The organism is [Anoxybacillus] calidus, assembly GCF_013760845.1.
GTDB lineage: Bacteria > Bacillota > Bacilli > Bacillales > Anoxybacillaceae > Paranoxybacillus > Paranoxybacillus calidus.
The window spans coordinates 565,792-588,265 of the sequence record NZ_JACDUU010000001.1 but is presented as its reverse complement, the minus strand read 5'-3'; the positions used below and the strand labels follow the sequence as shown (position 1 = coordinate 588,265).

Below are 22,474 nucleotides of genomic sequence, written 5' to 3'. Positions count from 1 at the left end.
TCTAAACAAATGCCGCTTTCCCTTCCATTATAATTGAACGGCCTTTTCCATCATTCAATATTGGGAAAAGGCCGCTGCTTCCTCTCTTTTTTAGTTGTCCCAATGACACGATTGTACAAACCACTCTCAACGATCCTATCATTCCACTAAGCATCTATGCAATGGGTAGCCAAGTCCATCCATTCTCATCTACAAAAAACAGAAAAAGAAGAAGGAAAAAGGAAGAAAACTAAGAAAATGATGTATTTCCAAAGTCGTTCTGCTATTTTTTCAAATAAACAAACATAGCGCTTAATCATCCCTTTAACGTATTTGACAATACATATGTAAATGCCTGTTTCCATGCATCTTTGGCTACTTCGATTTGTTTGATTCCTTCTGTCGCAACATCATATTGTTGTAAGAGAGTATAAGTAGAGTCGAGCGCTTGTGAAATTTTGATTAACTCAATGGACGATTGTTTCATGATTAATCACCTCTCCACAAAAGTAATATTTTTTACAATATTTGTATTGTATGTGAAATACAAAAAATCATTCCTAAAATTTCATTGATAATGGCCAAAAATCACTGATAAGAAGCATAAAGGTATAAAGACAAATTGAAAAGCTAAATATCATAAATTAACGTATCAGCCGTCATTATTCCCGAATAAAAAATTTTCCCATCTATGTCCCGTTTCAGAGAATCTAGATGGGAGATCAGGATAAATCATGCTAAGAGAAAGCTGACTGTGGCAGAAAAATCTGCTAACTATCATCCATCGTGATATTTAAGAATTTTCTCTTGAACTTCGTTAATTTTCAATTTAGAAATATGAGCTACTTTATTGCTGTTCGCAAAATAAGCTAAAAACGTCTCTCCAACACTTTTGATTTTTACAACCTTCTTTAAATTTACAAGAAATGAACGGTGTGTTTTATAAAAATAATCGTCTAATTTTGTACTAAGTGTTTGCAACGATTCATTTGTCTCATATCTTTCATCGCGAGTATGAATAACAGTTTTACGTCCTTCTTTCTCAATAAACAATATATCTGTCATTGAAAGAAAAAGAAATGTGTTTTGTAACTTTATGCCAAGCTTTTTATTCTTACTCGTTTCGGAAGAATATTTCGATTCCCTTAATAAACGAATAAATGTTCTTGCTTTTTCCAAAGCACTAAATAAGCGGGTTCTTTCAATCGGCTTAACGATGTAATCAACAGCAGATATATTAAATGCCTCTACAGCAAATTCATCGTAACCCGTTGTAAAAATAACTTGCAACATGGGGAGTATTTCCTTACACGATTTCACAGCCTCAAGCCCATTTAAATCAGGCATATGAATATCGACTAAAACGATATCTGGCTTTTCCCTCATTACCAACTGGATGAGCTCTTCGCCGCTTGTCGCTTCACCAACCACTTTATACTGTGGCAATAAATGAATAAAATGACGCAAGAGGGACCGTGAAACTGCATCATCATCAGCTACTAATACTGTTAAAGTTTCCACTTTTTACTGTCCCCCTTTCGATTTTGCATGATTGTCACGTACTTAACGCAAAACCTCCTCACCTAATATTTCTTTTAGCTGGATGATTTCAAACACTTCTTGTACTTGAGGATGAATGTTGGAAATGGTTACTTTTATATCGTTTTCCGTATTCCTTAACGTGTCAACTAAATTGATTAATAAGCCAATCCCTGTCGAATCAACAAAGAGCACTTCAGACATATCAATATCAACATTTTTGTAAAATTTTAAAAGGGGAATGACTTGTTCCTCAATGATTTCTGTTACTTCAATGTCTAAATCACCCTTAAAATAAATGACTGCTTTTTCATTATCTTCAATTAGTTCATATGAAAACATATTCCCAATTCTCTCCCTTTTTAACGAAATATGATTCGGTCTTGTTCATCTAAAAACGCTTCAATCAACCTTTCTTCTTTTTGGAATATATGTCTTATTTTTCCGATTTGGATGATTGTTCCTTCTCTAACAAGTTCCATTTTTATTTTTTGATCAGCTGGAACGCTAATGTGTGTCGGTGCCCCACCTTCCGAACCGGCTTCTTTTATAATTGCTCCTAACCGGGCATATAGTTCCCCGCCCCGGACAATTCCATTCACTTTTAAAACTCCGCCGGCGTGTATTTTTGAATGATGACATCCTTTACCGTATATTGTAACATCTCCTGAACAATAAATGACGCTATTTAAAGCATACATTAATTCAACGGAACAATATTGCTCATTTGATAGCGAATATTCATCTAGCAGTTCTTTTATATCATTGAGTAGCTGATGAAGCCGCTCTAGCGAATGCCATTCGTTTGGAACCGAAGATAAGAAACAGCTGTGCAAATTCTCGCCTAATTTAGACCATTTCCCATCGAGAAGATTGCTTCCACGTTTGCACACTTCTATATATTGTTTTATTGTTGTCAGCAGCGAGCAAAATTTATAATCTAATAACAACTTGAATAAAGGAAGCAACCCTTTTTTATGAAAATCGGTTAATTTAAACGCTGGTGCATTCATGACTTGCTTAATGGAAAGAATAAATTTTTCCATTTGCACCTGAATTTGAGTCAGTAAATGAGCTGCTTCGGAAACAAAAATATGATTATTCCCAGAAATAATCGTGCTGCCAATAGCGTTTTGTCCAATATAAATGGACTGTTTTGCAGTCACATTTGCTTTATTTACATTTTTTAAAACCGAAACATTTCCGTCTGCTTGTACGCTCATGCTGTCTTCAACGCTTCCCAATATTTCGACATCGCCTTTAAAACGAATATTTCCAGTAGTAATATCTACATCTCCACTGTGAACAAATTTGGGTACAATGGATACTTTCACAAGAAGTCCATTTTGTTCAAAATATGGCCGTCCCGTTTCTGTCGCCACAATCTTGGTTCCATTTTCGACAAATGCAACACCTTGTCCGAGCTGAACTAAAATAGGCTGAGTTGGCTTCGGCAGAATGGTTTCATTTGTCACAGTGATACCAGGCGTACCTTGTACAGGAGGATGAACAACAGCAATGACTTGTCCTTGATGGACTATAGGTATATTTTGCAGTTCTCGAAAATCGACCGTACCGTCCGTACGAATCATTGGCTTTTTGTTTTCCGAATGAATCTCAATCAATAATTCAATACAACCATCTTTCCCTTGCACTGGACTAATACCGCTAGCAATGACAAACTTTTCTTCTTTCGTCACATTCATCGCTTCCATAATTGCTTCGTGATTAATTCCGTAAACAATATTTAATCGATTAAGCTCTTGTAATACTTGTTCATAATCGAGATTGTTTATAACGTCAACATGTTCTTCTCCATTTAATTCAATATGCGGATTAGGAGCAATATCTTGAATTGTATACGTTTTTCGTATCCCTGGTTCGATGTATAAAATCGCATTTAACTTATTCTCATCTATCATTATATTCCACTTCGTCTCAATCACCTCTTCATCTGTCTTGATTTCAAACTCATCATTTTCTGTCACTACAGTAGTACCGTTCACTAGTTCATTATTTTTATAAAGTTTTACTCCGCGTCCGACTGTAATCGTCGGATAATATAAAGGTGACGTCTTGCAAAATATTTTCCCGTTATGAACCCACACTTTCCCTTCTAAATCATCATTCGATATCATTTCTTTACGTTCCTCTTTAGTAGGATTATTTATTTTTGAATCTTCATTTATATCTATGCTTTCGATCATATCCTCTATATCCGGTGCTGTTTTTTCTGTCTGCTCGATTTTTGTCAGTTTTACGATAGCCGGTTTTGAGCCGATGCGCAAAATTCCCTTCGCTTCTTGTTGAATGATTTCAATTTCTACTTGTTCGCGTGTTGCCCCGAGTATATCAAGACCAATATGAATAGCGTCGTGAATTGTACGTCCTTTTGCAATAACGGATTGACCCATTTTACCTACCCCTTCATAAAAAAGTAGATGCATTCACGATTTGTTCATCAATTACTTGAAACATGACGATTTAATGTCCATCTTCTACAAATTCAATAAATAGAATGAACAGTCAAATTTTGAATGCCATCTACATCTTTATCACCATGTTGCGATAAAACAAAAGTGAGCCGCCCTCTCTTGAATTATTTACCAAATTTAAATTCACCTCGACCATACCAAGGTATTCCCATCATTTGATTCGAGTTGTACGTTTCCTTTGCCTCATTCGTGATTTTGGCATTTAATCGTTTTGTTTGAATTTTACTTACTAAACAATTCTCTCTAAAACCATTTGTCATTCAACAACGAAGAGAAATCATTACAAAATAATGATTTATTAGGACACATTTGAGTGACCATCTTGAAATGCCTCTAACACTTTAAACAAACCGATTGTTTCAAATATTTCATATGTTTGTTCATCGATTCCCTGAAATCGAATGGTAAAATTTTTTTCTTGCGACAAATAAATAAATTCTATAATTACTCCGACTCCGGTAGAATCGATGAATTCAAGGTTAGAAAAATCGATAATCAGTTCTCGAACATTCTCCAGCTCTTGAATGAACTGCTCCAGTATAAATGCTGTCGATATATCTAATATTCCATGAATCTTTAAAACGGTCGTTCCGTTTGAGGATTCCTTTTGAATTGACAGTGCCATAAGAATCCTTCCTTTCAGCAACTTATTCGGATATAAATGAATTTTTATTTTCTTCCATTTATCATCACGATACGATGATCTTTTTCTAAACGATAAGCCTTGTTTATTTATTCAACAAATACGAAGCGTTTTAAATAACATTCTACATTTTTCGACATCCGAAAGGCATACTTACACAAAAAATCAATTTTTTAATTAGTTTGCTCGTTTTAACGTTATAACTGCTGAAAAATTAAGATAACCCTTTTCAATTTGTTTACTGCGAAAGTTTTGACAGCTATTCGTCTATCTTTCTTTGGAATTTGTAATTGAGGAATTGAAACTAGATATTTTGGCTTTACGATTACTCACCTTTAATAAAACCATTGTTATATCATCTTTTTGTGGTACCCCTTCTGTAAACTCATTCACCGAATCTACCACACATTGCCCAATTTCTTTTATTTCCTTATCAATGTTACTTAACAAAGCATGAACAAGCCGTTCCATTTTATATTGATCGCCATCTTTATTTTGAGCTTCCAAAATTCCATCAGTGTAAAAGAAAACAATATCCTCGTTTTTTAGATGAATAGCCCCTTCTTTATAAACTTGATTTGGAAGCCCTCCGATCATAATCCCTGATACTTTTGGGAGCTCTTTTACAATTCTTTCTTTTCCATCGATAAATAACGGTAAGTTATGTCCTGCGTTCGCATATGTAAGTATGCCTGTCTGCGGGTCCCAGTCAGCACAAAAGAGCGTGACAAAAGATTTCAATGTTCGTAAATCTTCGTATAATGCTTGATTCATAGCTGTTAGAGTTTGCCCTGGACTATCCGTGCTCTCGGATGCGCTTCGAAAAGCCCCTCTAGTTAAAATCATCAGCATAGCTGCGGGAATCCCTTTCCCCATGACATCCCCTATTACAACACGAATCTTTCCATTGCCTAATAAATAAAAATCATAATAATCTCCGCCAATTAGCCGCGCAGGAAGGGAGAGACCTAAAACTTCTCCACCTTCAAATTTAGGAATCTTTCCGTTTAGTAATTTCATCTGAATATTTCTAGCTAAATGGATTTCACGCTCTAATGTTTTATCGATGATTTGTTTTTCGTCAGAGATTTTTGAAGGGAAAAACAATAAGTCTTTAATGAAGCTCATTAAGTAACCTCTCCCTGAACTGTTTTTCATTCATATCATCCTACTGTCGGAAAAATATGATTAGTCGGTTCATCCATTCCTTGAAGTTGAAGCTTAAAATTTTTCTATTGTGAAAGATAAACAGCATTCATAATACCTGTTGAATCAATAAATTTTAAGCGAGAAAAGCCAATAATGAATACATCCATATTCTCCAAATTTTCAAGATAAGCATTAAATATAGACGTTGTCGAAATTTCTAACACTCCTTCGACGTATAGAGTGATTGGTGAATGTTCTTTTTTACTTCAACCAACAAATGTATAAAATCCTCGATTCTTACCACTTAAACTTAAACGATATGATCGTAACCAACTGCCGGTCTCTATTCATTTATTCAACCTTAGACACGCTGCATACAAACCATAATTAAATCGTTAAACAATAATGGGCAATTCTCAATCGTTTGGCACTGAATACATATAGAGGAATTGCCCAAATTTAGGAGGTTAACGTATGAATGACATTACTGTTGTTTTCTTCCTTAGGATCTCTATGTATATTCGATTGACAAGCAAATTCTAAAAGAATTTTTGTTCCTTCGGATGAAGTATATACAGCAACCCTCTCCGAAAGCGTACTCATTAACGAGAATCCTTTCCCTAAAGAGCGTTTGCTACTATAGCCGGAAACTAAAATCGTTTTCGGAAGTTCATGTAGCGGAATACCTGAGCCTTTATCTGTAATCAACACTTGGAACACATTATTTTTGAAAAATAAAGAAATTTCTCCTTCTGTTGCATGTTTTACTAAATTGGTAGTTGCTTCACTCACCGCCAATAATACTTCCATTTTTGATCTTGTGATAGGATAATTGGATATATACCGCGAAACAAACGCACGGCTGCGCGGAACATCATTTACATTATGAATCCGCATTGAATCAATATAATCGCCGAGATGATCGAAAAGTTCTTGTTCTTGCATGCAAAGATGAATTTTATTGTTAGACAGGGTCCGAATAACATCTTGATACGACTTTAAAATTCGCAGCATCGTTTTCTTTTTGAACTCAAGCATCGGCGTAAGGTCATGGACGAATATAAAAACTTCCTCACCGTATGAAGAAAAATAAACTTCATACGTTTTGTCCGGAAGTTCGATAAATTCATGGAATTTTTGTCCACTTTCCTTGGCAAATCTCGCTAGCTGTGAAATTTTTTCTTCCGGCAATTGCAAATTCGTATCATTAATGAGACGATCTGTATAGCGCAATAATGCCGATTGCCCGACATACTGTTTTCCTTCCATATTTGGACTCATATCTCGTGTTATGCGCTCTTCTTCTTCCGACGCAGCCTCCTCAAATCCTACTGTAGCACGAATTTCTGAAATCAAGCTTAAGCCAATCTTTTGAACTAATCCCGGGTCCAAAACAGTGCCAGCCAGCTCTTGCAGCAACCGATATACTGTCACATCGTCCTGATGGCTCATCATCAGATGATCGAGCTGATTGCAAATCGCCAAAATCCTTGATTCGAGCGGAATGTCCGTTCCTTTTAATCCCTGAGGAAACCCCTTTCCATCCCAACGCTCATGATGGTATAAAACCCAATCAGCAAAAGGACCTTTCGGATAAATCGTTTTTATAATTTCAGCACCTTTTTCACAGTGGCTTTTATATTCTCGTTCTTCCGAAAGCGTCAAAGCTCCACGTTTTTCAAATACATAGGAAGGCAAAAACGATTTGCCGATGTCATGCATAATCGCCATTTGAACTAAATCAAGCCGTCGGTGTTTAGGATATTCAAACGTTTCAAGTAGCGATTCGCAAATGGCTCCCGCGCGCATCCCATGTCCTGTAATGCGTGGAGCGATGCGATTTTCTAAAAGGCGAACAATTTTGCGTGACATATCTTGGCGAAGAAAAGTTTGCTCAATATATTTTTTCGAGAAAAAGATAATAATCACTAAAAAGAAAGATGCATACAACACTTCGATCACTAATTGCTGTACGCTATTGGTCATTAATAGCTTTGGTAAAACGACCATCCCCACGAGAATAGGAACAATAAATTCCTGCAACTTTGCTTTAAAATTATGAAAAAACGGAACACTCATGACAGTCCGGAAAATTCCTGATAAAATCAATTGATTAGTTAACTCAAACGTACTAATAGCGAAAAAGATACGCACAAATAAAGGCATTTCTTTTGTAATATCAATAATAACTGATGTCGCAAATCCACAAATAGAGTACATCCCAACTGAAGCAAAATAGCGAAACCAATTAATTTGCCGAAGTAAAAAACTTTTTATCCTCAAATTATAAGCCAATATACTAACGCAAAACGCTAATATACATGTTTTCCAATCGCCTTCAAATAATAGATATTGAAATCCTAAAAACCCGATATTGTATTCGTCTCCGCTTGGAAGTTTAATCGGAAAAAAATCCAAGAAAAATATAAATAAGATAATAATTAAAACTTCCATCCAACTATCAATATTTATATAAAAAAACATGTATAAAATTGATAGGAGCCCGAATATAAAAAGCGTTAATGTGTACCAATTTTTCTCTTTCATTCTCTTTGCCCTTTCAACGAGTTTCGCACAATAAAGAGAATAAGACCGATACCAACGAAAACATCTCCTAAACTAATCACATAATTCGTTCCAATCGGTGTAAAAAATGGAATCCAATCCCCTAGCCACCAAAAGATGGAGTCCTCCATCGATTGATGTCTTGAGTCACCTTGAAAACTTACATCTAACTTGGCTATTTTCATCGCTGTTTCCGAAACAGGCATAAAGCCGTTATGCAAAATGAGCGCTAACGTATTTAACAGCGCCCCGGCAAAAATCCATTTTACACCGGGCAAATGGCGGTTTAAAAACAAACAAACAAGCATAATGATAAAAGTAATATCTAAAATGATCGGATAATATAAATGTTTCACTATCGCCAAATAAGCTAACACGATCTGTACAAGCAAACAGCCGATCATCACAAAAGGTGCCTTTAATTCTACCGCTACAATGGTCAGAGGATTTTTTTTAAGAAACAGGGATATAAGAATGCCGACCAAAACAAAATAAATCATCGTTCCACGTCCCTTATTATGAAGGTAATACAATGTGCAATTTAAGATCTCAGTGAGCTATCTTTAGTAACAGTGTAGAGGAAATGTTTTTATGTTCGAACATTCATCTGTTATTGATCCGTTTGAAAAAGGGCTATCTCATTAATTATGAGACAGCCCCCTTATTTGCGTCAACCACGGTTTAGCCCCATGGCTTTTGTACAATAGTAGCCATTGCCATTGCAGCAATCGCCGCCATTGTAATGAAGTAACGCAGTTTCAATTTCATTTTCGCTCCTCCTTTCGGTAACTGGCTGGCATAGTAGAATATTCTACCGTAGCCCCTATAGCTTTGCGTCCTCCGATTTCTCGAAGTTTGCCTTTATCGGGGTTACAACTATATTATACAATAAGTCCATTCTTGTCTAATAATCAGAATACATAACAAACCATATTCTCCCCTTATCACATGCAGAAATAAGCATATCACGCAACAATATAGACTTTTCGAACTAGATTTTTCGTACTACTTATTGTAATATTTTGGTATTATCTACTGTGATTTTGCAACAAAAAATGAAATTCTTCAGCTCCTATATCGCGACGAAAATGAAAAAGCTCTTGTCCCTTGGTTCAAGTAAATCCATTTTCCTATAAGACATTATGCTAGTCAATTTTTCATATTTCTAAAAACTGTTCGATATGAATCCATTTTGTCAAATATTCTGCAAATTCGCCTTTATAAAATTTTATTTATCATCGATTGAAGCTGCTTTCAATGATGTTTACCAATCTCTCTATCACATTGTTCATCATAATACACGTTCTTGACGACTGGAATACTAAACCAAAAGTCACTTCCCTCTCCTAACGTGCTGTTCATCCCTACTTCTCCCCCCATTAAGTGCACAAGCTGTTTAACAAGGGAGAGGCCGATTCCAGTACCATCAGCATGAGTTCCCTTAATGCGGTAAAATGGCTCGAAAATTTTCTTCCATTCTTCTTTTGCAATACCAATCCCACTATCTTGAACATGAATATAAATATGCCCACGCTCACGCCTGCTGGAGATGATTACGGCTCCATTTTGGCGATTATACTTCACCGCATTAGACAACAAATTCAGCATAATTTGTTTAAGACGCACCGGGTCTACATATACAAGTTCATTTTCATCTTGTTCTAAAGTGTTAATGATACGAATGTTTTTCTCGTCTGCTAATGGTTGGATTAGTTTAATACTTTCATCAATCACTCGTTCGAGTTGTACATAATCCGGTGAGATTTTTAAATTTCCGCATTCAATGCGTGACAAATCTAGTATTTCGTTTACTAATTTTAACAAATGCCGTCCACCAGACAAAATTTTTTCAACAAACTCCTTTTGCTGCTCCGTTAATGATTCATCGATTTCCAGTAATTGAGCAAATCCAAGCATTCCATTTAACGGCGTCCGAAGTTCATGGCTCATCTTTGAGATCAGTTCTAATTTAGCAATATTCGCTCTTTCCGATTCTTCTTTCGCCAGTAAGATTGCACGTTCCATCTTTTTTCGATCCGTTATATCCATTACCAAACCGATGACTTCCATCACTTTTCCATTTCGTTTGACTGGACAGAGACTTGCTAAATAGAAAATATCATCCACCTGTCCTTCGTAATAAATGGTTTCGCCGTTCCAAGCTTTTTGATAATATTCTATTTTTTGCTCAGCTTGCTCTTTCGGTAAAAAGTCATATAACGATTTTCCGAGTATATCCCTCGAAGCAAAGCCGAGTTTATATAACAACTTCCCATCACATAAAGTATGAATAAATGTATCTCCTTTTTTCACAAATTTAAAAATCATTCCTTGTTGCTCACGAATAGTATTTAATAAATCCTGTTGCGTTTTCTTTACTCTCCTTTTATATTGAATAATTTCTGTGATATCCTGGCCGACAACGAATACACTATGCACCTTCTGTTCGCTGACAACCGGAATAAACGTCATATGCATCGGTATTTTTTTTTCGCGTTTATTCACCAGAAAACATTCACAGCTGCAAGCTTTTCCTTTTTTAGCTGCTTCAAACTTCGAGGTAACAATTTGATGGTCTTCATTTCTAAAATAAGAGAAAATGGATGTTGCAATAATATCATCAGCATCCCCATCTAAAAGCTCAATTCCTTTAGGATTGACCTGTGTGACAATACCGTCTAAATTTACCGTTAAGACTAAAAACGGATTGTCATCTACTAAAGAACGATAATGTTGTTCTATCACCCTCTTTGACTTTAAACGTTTATATTGCTCAAAATAAGCAATGAAAACAGTCATAAATAGTATAAACAGGAAGAAAAAGACGATACTGCAATCTAAAACATTACCTAAAACTGCGATTGGAGGAGGAAATGGAGCGTCTCCTGTTACAGAAGAATCTACTTGTTGAGATGCATAGCCAAATGAAATTCCCTTCATCAAAATATCATGCATACCGAATACACTGACCCCCATCATCCATAGCATCTGCCATTTTTCAGGCACTAATATTCGTGTAACGGTTCAAATAAAAGGTAAACAAGAATATAGAAAAACGATTATACAAAAACATAAATCATAAACTAGAAGAATAGTAGCGACAATGACAGAAAAATAGCTAATTTTAATCATGATGACCGTTAAACTTCATCATGTATCTCCAAAAAAAGCTAGATAACTTACACAAAATCATATAATATATAATTCTTCCAAAAATAACAATCCTTGCAATGCATACTCTTATATTTTTTCATTCGTCCTGCAAGGATTCTTCTTCGAAAGAGCAACAAAATGGTTTGTAGGTGCTTATCTTAAATGAATATTATTGTATAATTATAGAATGAGTTATTAATTCATCTCGGCCGGGGGTTTACATATGAGGAAAAATACAGTTACCCATCAAATTTTTATAAAGATTGCAATGGTTTTAGTTGTAGCAGGATCATTATTCTCTATTGTATTCCATTGGTCGGCTAAAAAGCAGCTAGAAAAAGCGATGTATAACGAAATTAAGGAAACGTCGCAAATCATTAAAGAGGCAATGGTTACAGCTGAAGACTCACAAAGAGTGATTGAGAGACTGATTGATCAAAGACTGCTGGCTGCATCGAAGGAAATTGCTAAACAACTAAAAGGAAGAGACATCAATGATATTTCACGCGAAGAATTAATTGAACTAAAAAAACAAGTGGACGTTTATGACATATCATTGTTTGTCAAAAAAGGCGATGATATTGTCGTCGCCCAATCATCTGACCCGAATGAAGTCGGCCTAAGCTCAAAAGATTGGGGATACTGGTTTACTGCTTTTCAACAGCTAATGGCTAGGAAAGAGGTCACAGTTGATAAAGGATATTATACGAAACATTTTTGGTCTGGTCCGATATCGCGGTCAGAATGGGAGAACAAATATTATAAATATGCCTACTACTATGATGGAACAACACCGTTTATGATCAATCCGTATATTTTAGATCAAGATATTTACCAGCTTACTTATAATCATGGTCCAGCAGAGCTGATAAAAAAAATTACCCGTTCGCATAATGGGATTGTCGAAATCGCAGTTATTAATGTTCCAGCATGGCTAAAAGGTAAAAAGAACGAAGTCATTGAGCCGGAAATTGACTTGCCTGTTTTGTTTGGAGAGCACTCTTTTACATTAAGAGAAGATCGCAGCTTTTTTAAGAACGCATTGAAACAAAAAGAAATTTTAAGTGTACCATTTTCGAAAAACAATGTTTCCTATACAAAGTTCTATGTCCCAATTGAAAAGAACAGAGTTTTGACTATCGTATCCAATTACGACAAAGAAATGATTGTTTATCACCGACTTATGTTTTTGATCATTGGATCATTTATCGTTTGTATTGTGGTTATCTTTGTTATTTTGCAAAGCGTAACACGAAACCATTTAAAGCCACTGGATATGATTACGCAGCATATCGACTCTATTTCCAAAGGGAATTTGGCAAAGACGCTGCAAATTCATGAAGAAAATGAGTGGGGATTTATCGCGAAAAATTTAAACGATATGACAAGAAACATAAGCGGCTTAATTTCCGAAGTAAAAAAAGAAATAAACTCACTAGTGCAATTATCAGCGTTATTAAACCAAACCGTCAATACTTCACTTCAAAGTATCGATGAACTATCGAGCAGCCTTACCGAAGATTCTGAGCAAATCTTTTGTGAGATTGATATATACACGAACCAATTAATACATTATTCTGATCATATCCTGCATATGATGGAATCCATCAAAGGCGATTTGCACAAAAAAGAGGAGTTGGCTACGTTGTTAAATGAGATGACAACAACACTTCATTCCTTTCATATGTTTACAAAACAGCTTGTTGCCCAGATTACAAATATGCATCTGATGTCTTATCAAGCTGTACAAGACATTGATCTTGCGATTGCTAAACTAACGAAAGTGTCACAAGCGTTAAATGAAAAGATAAAAGTATTCCAACTTGAGCAATAAGCACACTGAAAAAAGTGTGCTTATTTTGCCATTAGAGATCATTTACTCCGTTTGGTCTATCCCCTTTTGTTCATTCTTCCCATTCACCGTTCAGCGTTGGTAATTCAATTACTACAGTCGTTCCTTTCCCTTCTTTGCTTTTGAAATAAAGTCTTCCTCTATGCAAATGAATAATTTGCTTTACAATAGCAAGCCCTAATCCTGTTCCCCCTTCTGATCTCGTTCTTGCTTTATCCACCCTAAAAAACCGTTCTCCGAGAAATGGCAGTTTTTCTTTCGGAATGCCTTTACCCGTGTCCGAAATAACCAGCTGGCAATCACGCTCATTCATTTGTTCTAATTGAATATGAATGTTTCCGCCCATTGGCGTATAGCGAATCGCATTATCGACAATGTTATGAATGACTTGCTCGATTCGATCATAATCCGCTTCAATAATAATCTCTGGATTTAGCTCCGTCGTTAACAAAATGTTTTTCTCCTGCAAAAACGGTTCATATTTTTCTAACGTATCCTCAATGACTTGTGAAAACACTAATGGAACTTTTTGTAGCGGATATGTTTCTCCTTCTAATTGCGCCAAATCAAGCAAATCGTGAACAAGCCGCTCCATTCGGCTCGCTTCCCGATGAATGAGCTTAACATATTTTTGTTCACTTTGTTTCGTTTGGACAATCCCCTCAAGAATCGCTTCGCTATAACCTTTTACATAGCTTAACGGCGTGCGGAGCTCATGCGATACATTGGCTAAAAATTCTTTTTTCCGCATATCTTCTTCAGCAATGGCTTTTGCCATAATGTTAAATGCTTTGGCAAGTCTACCGATTTCATCATTAGAACGAATTGGAATTTCTGTTTTATAATCGCCGTGCGCCATTTTATAAGCGACCGCTTCCATTTCCTTCAGTGGATTGGCAATACGGTCAGCCATCATTTTACCGGCAATAAGCAAAATAAAAACAAAAACAAAAGCAATAGGAATCCAAATATAGGCCACTTCCGTAGTAATTTCTTGAATACTCGCTAAAGGAATATATAAATAAAATACCCCTTCTAACCGCTGCTCGTCCAAAAGCGGCACGATCACCCCCATAATTTGTCTTCCGAACCGCTCTTCAAACCCGACTTTTGTAACCACTTCTCCTTTTAGCAATTTTGCGCGGTCTTCTTCGTTAATAAGCGAATCGTAATCAATGTGAAACGGTAAACAAGCGCTTAATTCACGAGGATTGCTGACTAGCAAAATTTCTGCCGTTGATTTTTCATTGTACCATTCTACTTGCTTGCGATATTGTTCGGTGATTGGACCACCGTGGTAATCACTTGCTAAATTTTTTCCTTCTTCCATTAACATTTTCTCTACATTATCTACATACAGTTTTTGATAGAAATAATGAGAGAGAAAATACGAAAAAGAAATGGTTACGATCACACCTACACTAATGGTGAACCAAATTTTTTGCACTAATGTCATCGACCATCGCCGCATTTGCTACACCTCAAACTTATAACCGATTCCCCATACGGTTTTAATGAAACGGCCATGTTCTTTTAACTTCAGCCGCAACGTTTTTATATGTGTGTCGACCGTTCTTGCATTGCCGGTATAATCATATCCCCAAATGCGCATCAATAACTCTTCACGACTGAATACTTGGCCTCTATGTCGAGCAAGAAACAGCAGCAGGTCAAACTCTTTCAGCGTTAATATGACTTCTTTTCCTTCCACCACCACTCTTCTTCCTTTTTCATCAATTTGCATCGCTTCGAAAGAGAGAAGCCCGTCTGCCTTATGCTCATTGTGATATGTTGATCTGCGAATCACCGCTTCAATGCGCGCGACCAGTTCACCAGGGCTGAACGGTTTGACAACATAATCGTCTCCCCCTAGTTTCAACCCTTTTACTTTATCCCACTCATCTCCTCTTGCCGTTAAAAAAATAATCGGTACATCGGATAAAGCTCTAATGCGTTCGCATAAAGCAAATCCATCTAGATTGGGCATCATAATATCAAGCAATATTAAATCCACTTTCGTTTGTTTCACCAGCTCTAGCGCCTCTTCCCCGTTTTCTGCCTGTAAACATTCAAATCCGGAGTTCTCCAAATACATACATACTAAAAAACGCATATCTTCTTCATCATCCACAATAAGCACTCTTTTTTTATTCAAGCGAATGTCCCTCCCTGATGATTAACTGAAACGGTCCGTTACCGCTTGGGAACTTTTCAATGATTTTCAAATGTTGCTGGTCAACTTTATAAATTTCATTGCTATCATAGCTTGCAATATATAGCTCTTGCTCGCCTGCTACCATAGCAAACGGATTCGAGCCAACTTGAAGCGAACCTGTTTCTTGAAGATGTTCATTATACTTTCTAATCATGCTTGTACCATGGCTGAGTGCAAATATTCCATGTTTTGTTTCAATAAAATAAATCGGCATTTTCGGAGCATGAATCCTTTCTAACAACTTACCTGTCTCTAATGAATAAATGTGGATATTGGATTGAATTTCCTTTCCACTTCCATGCCCACCGATCCATAGTTGTTTTTGCTCTTCGCGAATGAGTCCACCTGCAGACGCTTTTGGAATGTTGATTTTTTCAATCACTTGTTTTTTCGGAACATCAATCACGCTGAGAAATGGTTCGGTAAAATGAACCACATATATCTTTGTTCCACTGTTGTTTTGCAAAAGGGTAAGCGGCTTTTTACCCACTTTTACAGTACCAAGTTCTTTTCCTGTAGTAGAAAAAATTCTGACGGCATTTTTATGTTGATCAACAAAAAATAGATGTTTACCGTCATTAGATACGATCGCGTTCACAATCCCTTTGCCCGTCTTCCATTCTTCTTTTAACGTTCCTTCTGCCAAGTTGTATAGCTGCACCGTTTCTAGTTCGTTCCCGTATAACAAAAGCGTCTTTCCATCCGGAAGCAAACTAGCTCCTTTTATCGGCTGTTCCATTTTCCACTCTGTAAAAACTTTGTTATTTTTCAAATCCAAAAATGTCAAACTGCCATCTTTAATATTCACACTAATAAGTGTTTTCATCTCTAACGGTATCGGTGTAAACGTCTTTGGATGACATCCCGCTAAAATCCCGAGACCAATCATCATAAACAAAACATATTTTTTCATCTTATCTCTCCTTTTAGAAGGCAGCCATTCATATAGTAGTCATTATACGCAATAATTGTGAGAAATTCGTGAAGAATTCTGTACTTTTTGTCGAATTTAAATCAATAAAAAATCCCTCAACAATTGAGGGAAATGATTTATCGTATATAAGTATAAGTTGTTCTGGCGGCAGCGGCTTTCCTAATAAGTTCGATTGAATAATCGTCATCAACCTCTTTTATTGAGCATGCGCAGGACGAAATCCCGCCGATTTTGCTTCTTCTTCTGTACAAAACATCATTTCTGCTTTTGTCACGTTATATTGCGGACTGCTTGGCAAATGATAAATTTTTTCCCCATCTTTGCGAATATTCCCTTTAATCATTGGCTTGTCGCACTGTTGCTTACCTGTTACCTGATCGTTAAATCCCCGTTCTGTCGCATAATTTTCTAAAGACCAAATACGAAGTTCTTTTTTACGGGCTTCTTCTTGTATTGCGCGAAATTCATCCACATATCTTGTGTTTGGTTCAAATACATATGCCACACGGGCATATCCTTGTTCAAGAAGCAGCTCATTTAACATTTTTCCATTGACCCATACATACGCCAGCAAACGGCCATATTTATCACGTTCGCGAACATCGAGCTCCAACTCTACCTCTGTTCCTTTCGGCAATAGCTTCTTTACATAATGACTAGCTTCCACTCCAAATGGCTGCACCGGCTTTGTCGGGTGGACAGATTCAGGGGTGTCAATTAATAAAAGACGTACAGTCTCTTTTTTACCATTGACTTCTACTTTTAACGTATCCCCGTCAATCACTTCAAGCACAACAGCGGGAATTTTAGATGAAGCCTGCTGGCAGCCGAATAAAGCTAAAATAAAAACGAATAATAAGATAGAAATGAGTACTACAAACCGTTTTTTATAAACAGACACCTTTTTTCCTCTCCTTTAAATCTTTGCAATGTCGCAAATTGATTATAGCCTCTACAGCTATAAAAAACAAAAAGCTTGTGAACAAATTATCCAGATAAATAATTTTGTTTCGACAAAAATTATTATAAAAAAATTATTTTTTACTAATTTACCTTAAATATTTTCTTAATTATTTTAAAATTATATATTTATATAACTTTATTGACTTAATAATATTATGTAAATTAAAATCTTTCGTAGTTTTATTATTTTATCAAGGAGGCAACAAAATGGGAGCATTAGCAGAGAAACAACCTATTAAACATCAAGACCCCAAAAAGAAGCACCCTCCCGGTTTGTATTTGCTGTTCTTTACAGAAATGTGGGAGCGTTTCAGCTATTATGGAATGAGAGCCATTTTAGTTCTATATTTAACTACAGCTTTAGTAAGCGGTGGTTTAGGGTTTGAAGAAAGTGTCGCCATGAGTATTTATGGTACTTTCACCATGTTTGTTTACTTCACACCAATTATCGGCGGATACCTTTCTGACCGATTTTTAGGCAGAAGATTAGCCATTACCATCGGCGGTATTACGATGGCTATTGGTAACTTTGCTTTATTTGCCCTACATTCAAAAATGGGACTATATATCGGTCTTGCTTTACTTATTATCGGTAACGGTTTCTTTAAACCAAATATTTCAACGCTTGTCGGAGAACTTTATGGCGAAAATGATAAGCGCAGAGACGCAGCATTCACGATTTTCTACATGGGAATTAATATCGGTGCATTCTTTGCGCCACTTGTCGTCGGTTATTTAGCCGAAGACTTTTTCAAAACAACTGTGAACGGCGTTGTTCAATACGGCTTTAAATATGGATTCCTTGTTGCATCGATCGGGATGATAATTGGGCAATTAATTTTCAATCTATTCGGAAATCGTTATTTAGGTGAAATCGGTAAAAAGCCGGTTGGAAAACAAGCAAATACGACTACTCAGTCAAAAGCTCCACTAACCAAAAAGGAAAAACAACACACAGCAGTCATTTTAATTTTAGCTTGTTTTGTCATTTTCTTCTGGGCTGGCTTTGAACAAGCAGGAAGTTCTTTAACACTGTATACTGATAAATTTGTTGACAAATCTATTGGTGGTTGGACAATTCCAACATCATGGTTCCAATCATTAAATCCTTTGTTTATTGTTATTTTAGCTCCAATTCTTTCAGCATTATGGGTCAAACTTTCTAATACAGAACGCGGAGACTTGTCCATTCCGACAAAAATGGCTCTTGGTATGATTTTACTCGGTTTAGGATTTTTAGTATTAGTTCCAGCTGTCATGCAGACAGGCAGCAATGAAGACCAAGTAGTAGAAAAAGCACATGTCATGTTTATCGTGTTAACATACTTCATGCATACACTTGGTGAATTATGCTTATCACCTGTCGGCTTGTCAATGGTAAGTAAACTTGCTCCTGTTCGTTTAGCCTCGCTATTAATGGGAGTTTGGTTAGCAGGTACAGGTGTAGCAAATAAATTAGCTGGTGTACTCGCTGCATATACGGTTTCATTAGGATATTTGCAAATTTTCAGCTTAATTGGTGCCGTTACAATCGGATTAGGTCTTATCTTACTTCTCATTTCCAGAAAATTAGTAAAGATGATGGAATAAATCAAAGAGGGTATCCCCAATATGTAATATTTGGGATACCCTCTTTTCATTACTCTCCATTTTCTATAAATTGTTTAATACGAAAACACATCCGTTCACTTTCTGTTCAGCCTGTTTTTGTTCGTTATTCGTAAATATCGCCAAACATAAAAAGAACCTGACTCTCAAGCAAAGTGTCAACCCGTTAAGAGATAGAACGAAAGGAAAATCTAACCTATGTTGTACCGTTTTCTGTTTTTATCGTTTGTACATTTCCATTGTTTTTTCTATATTTAACACGCAAAAATATCCACATAAATAAAGGGAACAGGTATGAAATAATTAAAATCATAAATGTTTTTCTGTATTGCACTTTCAAAGAAAGAACAGACAAACGCAAGACACCTCATCGGAGTAATGAATCACTCGCTTGAAATATTCGAAAAGAAACGGCTAATCATGTGACTGAGCGCATATAGAGTAATACTTATCTTAAAAATGGCATTTTCTCTATAATGAAAAAGTAACGCTCGTAAAGCATTTTCATGAATTTCGTCGCTATTATAACCATCCCATCGGTAATGCTTTTGTTCCGTCGTCAATGGTAAACTGCCTAAACACAACATCAGAGCAATTCTGAAATGTTTCTTTCAGCGTTTCCATGTTTACCTCAAGATTTGAGCTTAACATCTTCCCGGCACTTTCTCCTTCTAATACTGCGTTATTTTGTTTATTGCTCATTTTTCCTAGATTTTTTTTGTAACGAATCCACGTAAACATGGTGTTCTCCTTCTTCACTTATCTAATAAAAACTTTGCGTTTGTTATCATCCCCATCTTAAGGTAGAATCATGTATTTTTTACTTACCTCTCCATTTTTAATCATTAATTTACAATTTTAAAACTCCCCGGGATGAGCACAATAGTTTTCGGAAGGTGGTGAGAAAGAATGAAGGCAACAGGAACACACGAAACATTAGAGCTTCATGAACTTTTATCTTTTAAAAATGTATGTTTGACGAAAACAGCGGCAATGCAAGGTTTGGTCACTGATCCAGAGTTAAGAGCATTAATGCAACAGGATATTCAAAAAACGCAACAACATATTCGTGACTTACAAAATTTATTATCTTAAAGAGGTGATTCCAATCATGCAAAACACAGCGACGTTAGGAACATTAAATGATCAAGTGATTGCAACAGACTTTTTAATTGCTGCAAAAAACGGCATTAAAAGCTATGCAATGGCAATTACTGAGGCATCAACGCCTGAAGTCCGTGATACATTAAAACAACATTTAAACGACGCCATTCAACTGCACGAGCAAATAAGCGAATATATGGTAAATAAAGGGTATTATCACCCATCAAACGTTCAAGAGCAGCTGCGTATTGACATGCAGGCCGCGCAAATGGCTTTACAGGCAGGAAATCTGCAGTAAACGCGCATTAAGTATTCACTCTCCAAAAAACGATTCTTTATTAAGGCACCGCTTTAGGTGTCTTTTTTGTACATACTGGTCTTTATTCATAATTCGCTTCATGTTTTCGCACTCTAAATATAGAGGTGAGAAAACATGAAAATAAAGTGGCTTATTGTTTTCATTGGGGGAATCATGCTTATTTTTGGGGTGATAAGTGTCCTCCCTATTTATGACAAGAAAAATATAAATAACAGCAAAAATGTTCAGCAATTAAAGACCGTGCCTGCTCCGTATCAATCGCGAGCGAAAACAAATGCAACACTGATTACACTTGACAGTATCGCCAGTGGCAACGAGCTGAAAGCAAGACTCAACAACCATTCTGCGATTAAAATGATTCAGCATAATGAACAAAATCAAAGCCATTATTACAAAAACCAGGTGGCGATCAAGTTTCAACAAATACCAACAAAACAAGAGCTTACTAAGATGGAAAACGACATCAATGGGCAAATCATGAAACAAATGAATCATATTTTTGTGTTCCAATCAGAAAGCAAAACAGCGGACGAGCTAAAAGACTATTTTGAAAACATCCAGCATGTCGAGTATGCGGAACCGAATTATATCTATTTGCAAAATGAAATTCCGAACGACTTATTGTATTTGCGATATCAATGGAATTTACCGACAATTCAAACAGAGGAAGGATGGCAGCTTTCTCAAGGTAACAAAAATGTTGTTATTGCGGTCATTGACAGCGGGGTTGATTTAGATCATCCTGACTTAATACATCGCTTAAAAAAAGGCTACAACGTGCTGGCGGACAATGCCCTTCCTGAAGATGATAATGGTCATGGGACACACGTTGCTGGGATTATTGCCTCTGAGACAAACAATCGTGAAGGAGTAGCTGGCATTACATGGTTCAATCAGATTATGCCTATTAAAGCACTAAATTCTGAAGGCTATGGTTCATCATTTGATGTTGCCAAAGGGATCATATGGGCGGTCGATCATGGTGCACGCATCATTAACTTAAGCTTAGGAAATTATCAACCATCTGAACTTTTACAAGAAGCAGTACGTTACGCATATGAACAAGACGTGGTAATCATTGCAGCATCGGGAAATGATCATTCATCCCAACCGAGCTATCCTGCAGCATATCCTGAAGTACTTAGCGTCGGGGCGATTAATCCAGATGGTTCACGAGCAGAGTTTTCTAATTATGGAAATTACCTAGATGTTGTCGCACCCGGCACAGGTATTCCAAGCACATTTGTACATCATCGTTATGCCGCTCTTTCCGGCACATCGATGGCTGCTCCACACGTTGCCGCCTTAGCTGGACTTATTCGCTCATTAAATCCAGAACTAAGCAACATGGAAGTAATGAATATTATTAATCGTTCAACCATTGATTTAGGAACTTCCGGAAAAGATCAATTTTTTGGAAACGGTTTGATTAATATTTACAAGGCAATGCAACTCGCTAGCAAAGGAAATGAGACGACAAACGCCCAATAGAAAATCGAGGCTGACCTAAAAGCAATATGTCATACTCCGTGATACAGTATATTTTAAGATATCGAATTGGGTAAATGAACGATATATTGTGAAATGTACGTGAGGGTAGAAACTTACCGGGCATCCTCCTGCATAAATTTTATTTAGTACGCGTTTTACAAATAGAAAAATAGTATATTGAAATAAAGCTGATCATCTTTTATAATGTAATTAAAAATTTCTCAAAAATGAATAATCACTATCCTATTCAACCGATGGGGTAGAGGTTGCGGCTTTTATCAGTAAAGTGGACGAGACGCAGAGAACGTTGACGACTCCGCTTGAAAGGAAAAGTCGCCGAAGTTTCCGCACTTTCTCTGAGTGGGGAAGCTGGGGCTGTTGCCGAATAGGGACAGCACTGTCACGTTTGCTGTAAAGCAAACGTGGGGCGCTATCTTTTCGGAAGGTTTGATACGGGTAATGGAC

The 22,474-nt window shown here is 36.5% G+C and carries 19 protein-coding genes and 2 riboswitches; of the genes, 5 read left to right on the top strand and 14 right to left on the bottom strand.

The annotated features are described in order from the left end of the window. Positions 1 to 295: 295 nt before the first annotated feature. The 9 genes from HNQ85_RS03180 to HNQ85_RS03140 form a co-directional block, all read right to left on the bottom strand. Positions 296 to 466 (bottom strand): hypothetical protein, encoded by a 171-nt coding sequence (locus tag HNQ85_RS03180; protein ID WP_181536110.1) that lies wholly within the window; start codon positions 464 to 466, stop codon positions 296 to 298. Between the two features lie 290 nt (positions 467 to 756). Next, entirely contained in the window at positions 757 to 1,500 is a 744-nt protein-coding gene (locus HNQ85_RS03175) for a response regulator (protein WP_181536107.1), read from the bottom strand. 42 nt (positions 1,501 to 1,542) lie between these two features. Beyond that, complete coding sequence (locus HNQ85_RS03170; protein ID WP_181536105.1) at positions 1,543 to 1,860, bottom strand: STAS domain-containing protein; 318 nt, start codon at positions 1,858 to 1,860, stop codon at positions 1,543 to 1,545. 20 nt (positions 1,861 to 1,880) lie between these two features. After that, positions 1,881 to 3,932 (bottom strand): flagellar assembly protein A, encoded by a 2,052-nt coding sequence (locus tag HNQ85_RS03165; RefSeq protein WP_181536103.1) that lies wholly within the window; start codon positions 3,930 to 3,932, stop codon positions 1,881 to 1,883. Positions 3,933 to 4,311: 379 nt separating this feature from the next. Continuing rightward, on the bottom strand, positions 4,312 to 4,638 hold the full coding sequence (locus tag HNQ85_RS03160; protein ID WP_181536101.1) for an STAS domain-containing protein: 327 nt from the start codon (positions 4,636 to 4,638) through the stop codon (positions 4,312 to 4,314). 285 nt (positions 4,639 to 4,923) lie between these two features. Next, positions 4,924 to 5,784 carry a PP2C family protein-serine/threonine phosphatase gene (locus tag HNQ85_RS03155; RefSeq protein ID WP_181536500.1) on the bottom strand — a complete coding sequence of 287 codons (861 nt, stop codon included), beginning with the start codon at positions 5,782 to 5,784 and terminating at the stop codon, positions 4,924 to 4,926. Between the two features lie 480 nt (positions 5,785 to 6,264). Then, on the bottom strand, positions 6,265 to 8,259 hold the full coding sequence (locus tag HNQ85_RS03150) for an HD domain-containing phosphohydrolase (protein ID WP_181536099.1): 1,995 nt from the start codon (positions 8,257 to 8,259) through the stop codon (positions 6,265 to 6,267). Between the two features lie 89 nt (positions 8,260 to 8,348). Beyond that, complete coding sequence (locus tag HNQ85_RS03145) at positions 8,349 to 8,870, bottom strand: DUF5317 domain-containing protein (RefSeq protein ID WP_181536097.1); 522 nt, start codon at positions 8,868 to 8,870, stop codon at positions 8,349 to 8,351. 281 nt (positions 8,871 to 9,151) lie between these two features. Beyond that, positions 9,152 to 9,240, bottom strand: a riboswitch (cyclic di-GMP riboswitch). A 384-nt stretch (positions 9,241 to 9,624) separates the two neighbouring features. Continuing rightward, positions 9,625 to 11,325, bottom strand: a complete 1,701-nt coding sequence (locus tag HNQ85_RS03140) for a PAS domain-containing sensor histidine kinase (RefSeq protein ID WP_181536095.1) — start codon at positions 11,323 to 11,325, stop codon at positions 9,625 to 9,627. Positions 11,326 to 11,746: 421 nt separating this feature from the next. On the opposite strand from HNQ85_RS03140, the gene HNQ85_RS03135 reads away from it, so the two are divergent. Continuing rightward, positions 11,747 to 13,357, top strand: coding sequence for a HAMP domain-containing protein (locus tag HNQ85_RS03135; RefSeq protein WP_181536093.1), 1,611 nt, complete (start codon positions 11,747 to 11,749; stop codon positions 13,355 to 13,357). Positions 13,358 to 13,427: 70 nt separating this feature from the next. Here HNQ85_RS03135 and HNQ85_RS03130 read toward each other — a convergent pair whose 3' ends face one another. The 4 genes from HNQ85_RS03130 to HNQ85_RS03115 form a co-directional block, all read right to left on the bottom strand. Continuing rightward, the gene (locus HNQ85_RS03130) at positions 13,428 to 14,846 is read right to left on the bottom strand and encodes a sensor histidine kinase (RefSeq protein WP_181536091.1); all 1,419 of its coding nucleotides are present in this window, start codon (positions 14,844 to 14,846) and stop codon (positions 13,428 to 13,430) included. 3 nt (positions 14,847 to 14,849) lie between these two features. Next, a complete protein-coding gene (locus HNQ85_RS03125) occupies positions 14,850 to 15,530 on the bottom strand; it encodes a response regulator transcription factor (RefSeq protein WP_181536089.1) in 681 nt (226 codons plus the stop codon). Then, positions 15,523 to 16,503 (bottom strand): YncE family protein, encoded by a 981-nt coding sequence (locus HNQ85_RS03120; protein ID WP_181536087.1) that lies wholly within the window; start codon positions 16,501 to 16,503, stop codon positions 15,523 to 15,525. The genes HNQ85_RS03125 and HNQ85_RS03120 overlap by 8 nt, the downstream gene beginning before the upstream one ends. A 217-nt stretch (positions 16,504 to 16,720) precedes the next feature. Next, entirely contained in the window at positions 16,721 to 17,425 is a 705-nt protein-coding gene (locus HNQ85_RS03115) for a thermonuclease family protein (RefSeq protein ID WP_181536085.1), read from the bottom strand. Positions 17,426 to 17,694: 269 nt separating this feature from the next. Here HNQ85_RS03115 and HNQ85_RS03110 point away from each other — a divergent pair, with 269 nt between their 5' ends. Next, positions 17,695 to 19,077 (top strand): peptide MFS transporter, encoded by a 1,383-nt coding sequence (locus HNQ85_RS03110; protein WP_181536083.1) that lies wholly within the window; start codon positions 17,695 to 17,697, stop codon positions 19,075 to 19,077. Positions 19,078 to 19,617: 540 nt separating this feature from the next. On the opposite strand, the gene HNQ85_RS03105 is transcribed toward HNQ85_RS03110, so the two are convergent. After that, positions 19,618 to 19,836: a hypothetical protein gene (locus HNQ85_RS03105; protein WP_181536081.1), complete on the bottom strand. Its 219-nt coding sequence runs from the start codon at positions 19,834 to 19,836 to the stop codon at positions 19,618 to 19,620. Positions 19,837 to 20,004: 168 nt separating this feature from the next. Between HNQ85_RS03105 and HNQ85_RS03100 the strand changes: the two genes are divergently transcribed. The 3 genes from HNQ85_RS03100 (at position 20,005) to HNQ85_RS03090 (ending at position 22,009) form a co-directional block, all read left to right on the top strand. Further along, positions 20,005 to 20,190, top strand: a complete 186-nt coding sequence (locus HNQ85_RS03100; protein ID WP_181536079.1) for a DUF892 family protein — start codon at positions 20,005 to 20,007, stop codon at positions 20,188 to 20,190. 16 nt (positions 20,191 to 20,206) lie between these two features. Further along, on the top strand, positions 20,207 to 20,497 hold the full coding sequence (locus tag HNQ85_RS03095; RefSeq protein ID WP_181536077.1) for a spore coat protein: 291 nt from the start codon (positions 20,207 to 20,209) through the stop codon (positions 20,495 to 20,497). A 135-nt stretch (positions 20,498 to 20,632) separates the two neighbouring features. Continuing rightward, on the top strand, positions 20,633 to 22,009 hold the full coding sequence (locus tag HNQ85_RS03090) for a S8 family peptidase (RefSeq protein WP_246326760.1): 1,377 nt from the start codon (positions 20,633 to 20,635) through the stop codon (positions 22,007 to 22,009). Positions 22,010 to 22,261: 252 nt separating this feature from the next. Then, a riboswitch (Lysine riboswitch) is annotated at positions 22,262 to 22,450 on the top strand. Positions 22,451 to 22,474: the final 24 nt, after the last annotated feature.

What these genes read in the sequence shown, in the direction of transcription:
- HNQ85_RS03165 (WP_181536103.1), bottom strand. Translation starts at nt 3,932, where the DNA reads ATGGGTCAATCCGTTATTGCAAAAGGACGTACAATTCACGACGCTATT.
- HNQ85_RS03180 (WP_181536110.1), bottom strand. Translation starts at nt 466, where the DNA reads ATGAAACAATCGTCCATTGAGTTAATCAAAATTTCACAAGCGCTCGAC.
- HNQ85_RS03135 (WP_181536093.1), top strand. Translation starts at nt 11,747, where the DNA reads ATGAGGAAAAATACAGTTACCCATCAAATTTTTATAAAGATTGCAATG.
- HNQ85_RS03120 (WP_181536087.1), bottom strand. Translation starts at nt 16,503, where the DNA reads ATGAAAAAATATGTTTTGTTTATGATGATTGGTCTCGGGATTTTAGCG.
- HNQ85_RS03110 (WP_181536083.1), top strand. Translation starts at nt 17,695, where the DNA reads ATGGGAGCATTAGCAGAGAAACAACCTATTAAACATCAAGACCCCAAA.
- HNQ85_RS03130 (WP_181536091.1), bottom strand. Translation starts at nt 14,846, where the DNA reads ATGCGGCGATGGTCGATGACATTAGTGCAAAAAATTTGGTTCACCATT.
- HNQ85_RS03155 (WP_181536500.1), bottom strand. Translation starts at nt 5,784, where the DNA reads ATGAGCTTCATTAAAGACTTATTGTTTTTCCCTTCAAAAATCTCTGAC.
- HNQ85_RS03150 (WP_181536099.1), bottom strand. Translation starts at nt 8,259, where the DNA reads ATGGAAGTTTTAATTATTATCTTATTTATATTTTTCTTGGATTTTTTT.
- HNQ85_RS03170 (WP_181536105.1), bottom strand. Translation starts at nt 1,860, where the DNA reads ATGTTTTCATATGAACTAATTGAAGATAATGAAAAAGCAGTCATTTAT.
- HNQ85_RS03145 (WP_181536097.1), bottom strand. Translation starts at nt 8,870, where the DNA reads ATGATTTATTTTGTTTTGGTCGGCATTCTTATATCCCTGTTTCTTAAA.
- HNQ85_RS03095 (WP_181536077.1), top strand. Translation starts at nt 20,207, where the DNA reads ATGCAAAACACAGCGACGTTAGGAACATTAAATGATCAAGTGATTGCA.
- HNQ85_RS03160 (WP_181536101.1), bottom strand. Translation starts at nt 4,638, where the DNA reads ATGGCACTGTCAATTCAAAAGGAATCCTCAAACGGAACGACCGTTTTA.
- HNQ85_RS03090 (WP_246326760.1), top strand. Translation starts at nt 20,633, where the DNA reads ATGAAAATAAAGTGGCTTATTGTTTTCATTGGGGGAATCATGCTTATT.
- HNQ85_RS03105 (WP_181536081.1), bottom strand. Translation starts at nt 19,836, where the DNA reads ATGTTTACGTGGATTCGTTACAAAAAAAATCTAGGAAAAATGAGCAAT.
- HNQ85_RS03100 (WP_181536079.1), top strand. Translation starts at nt 20,005, where the DNA reads ATGAAGGCAACAGGAACACACGAAACATTAGAGCTTCATGAACTTTTA.
- HNQ85_RS03140 (WP_181536095.1), bottom strand. Translation starts at nt 11,325, where the DNA reads ATGCATGATATTTTGATGAAGGGAATTTCATTTGGCTATGCATCTCAA.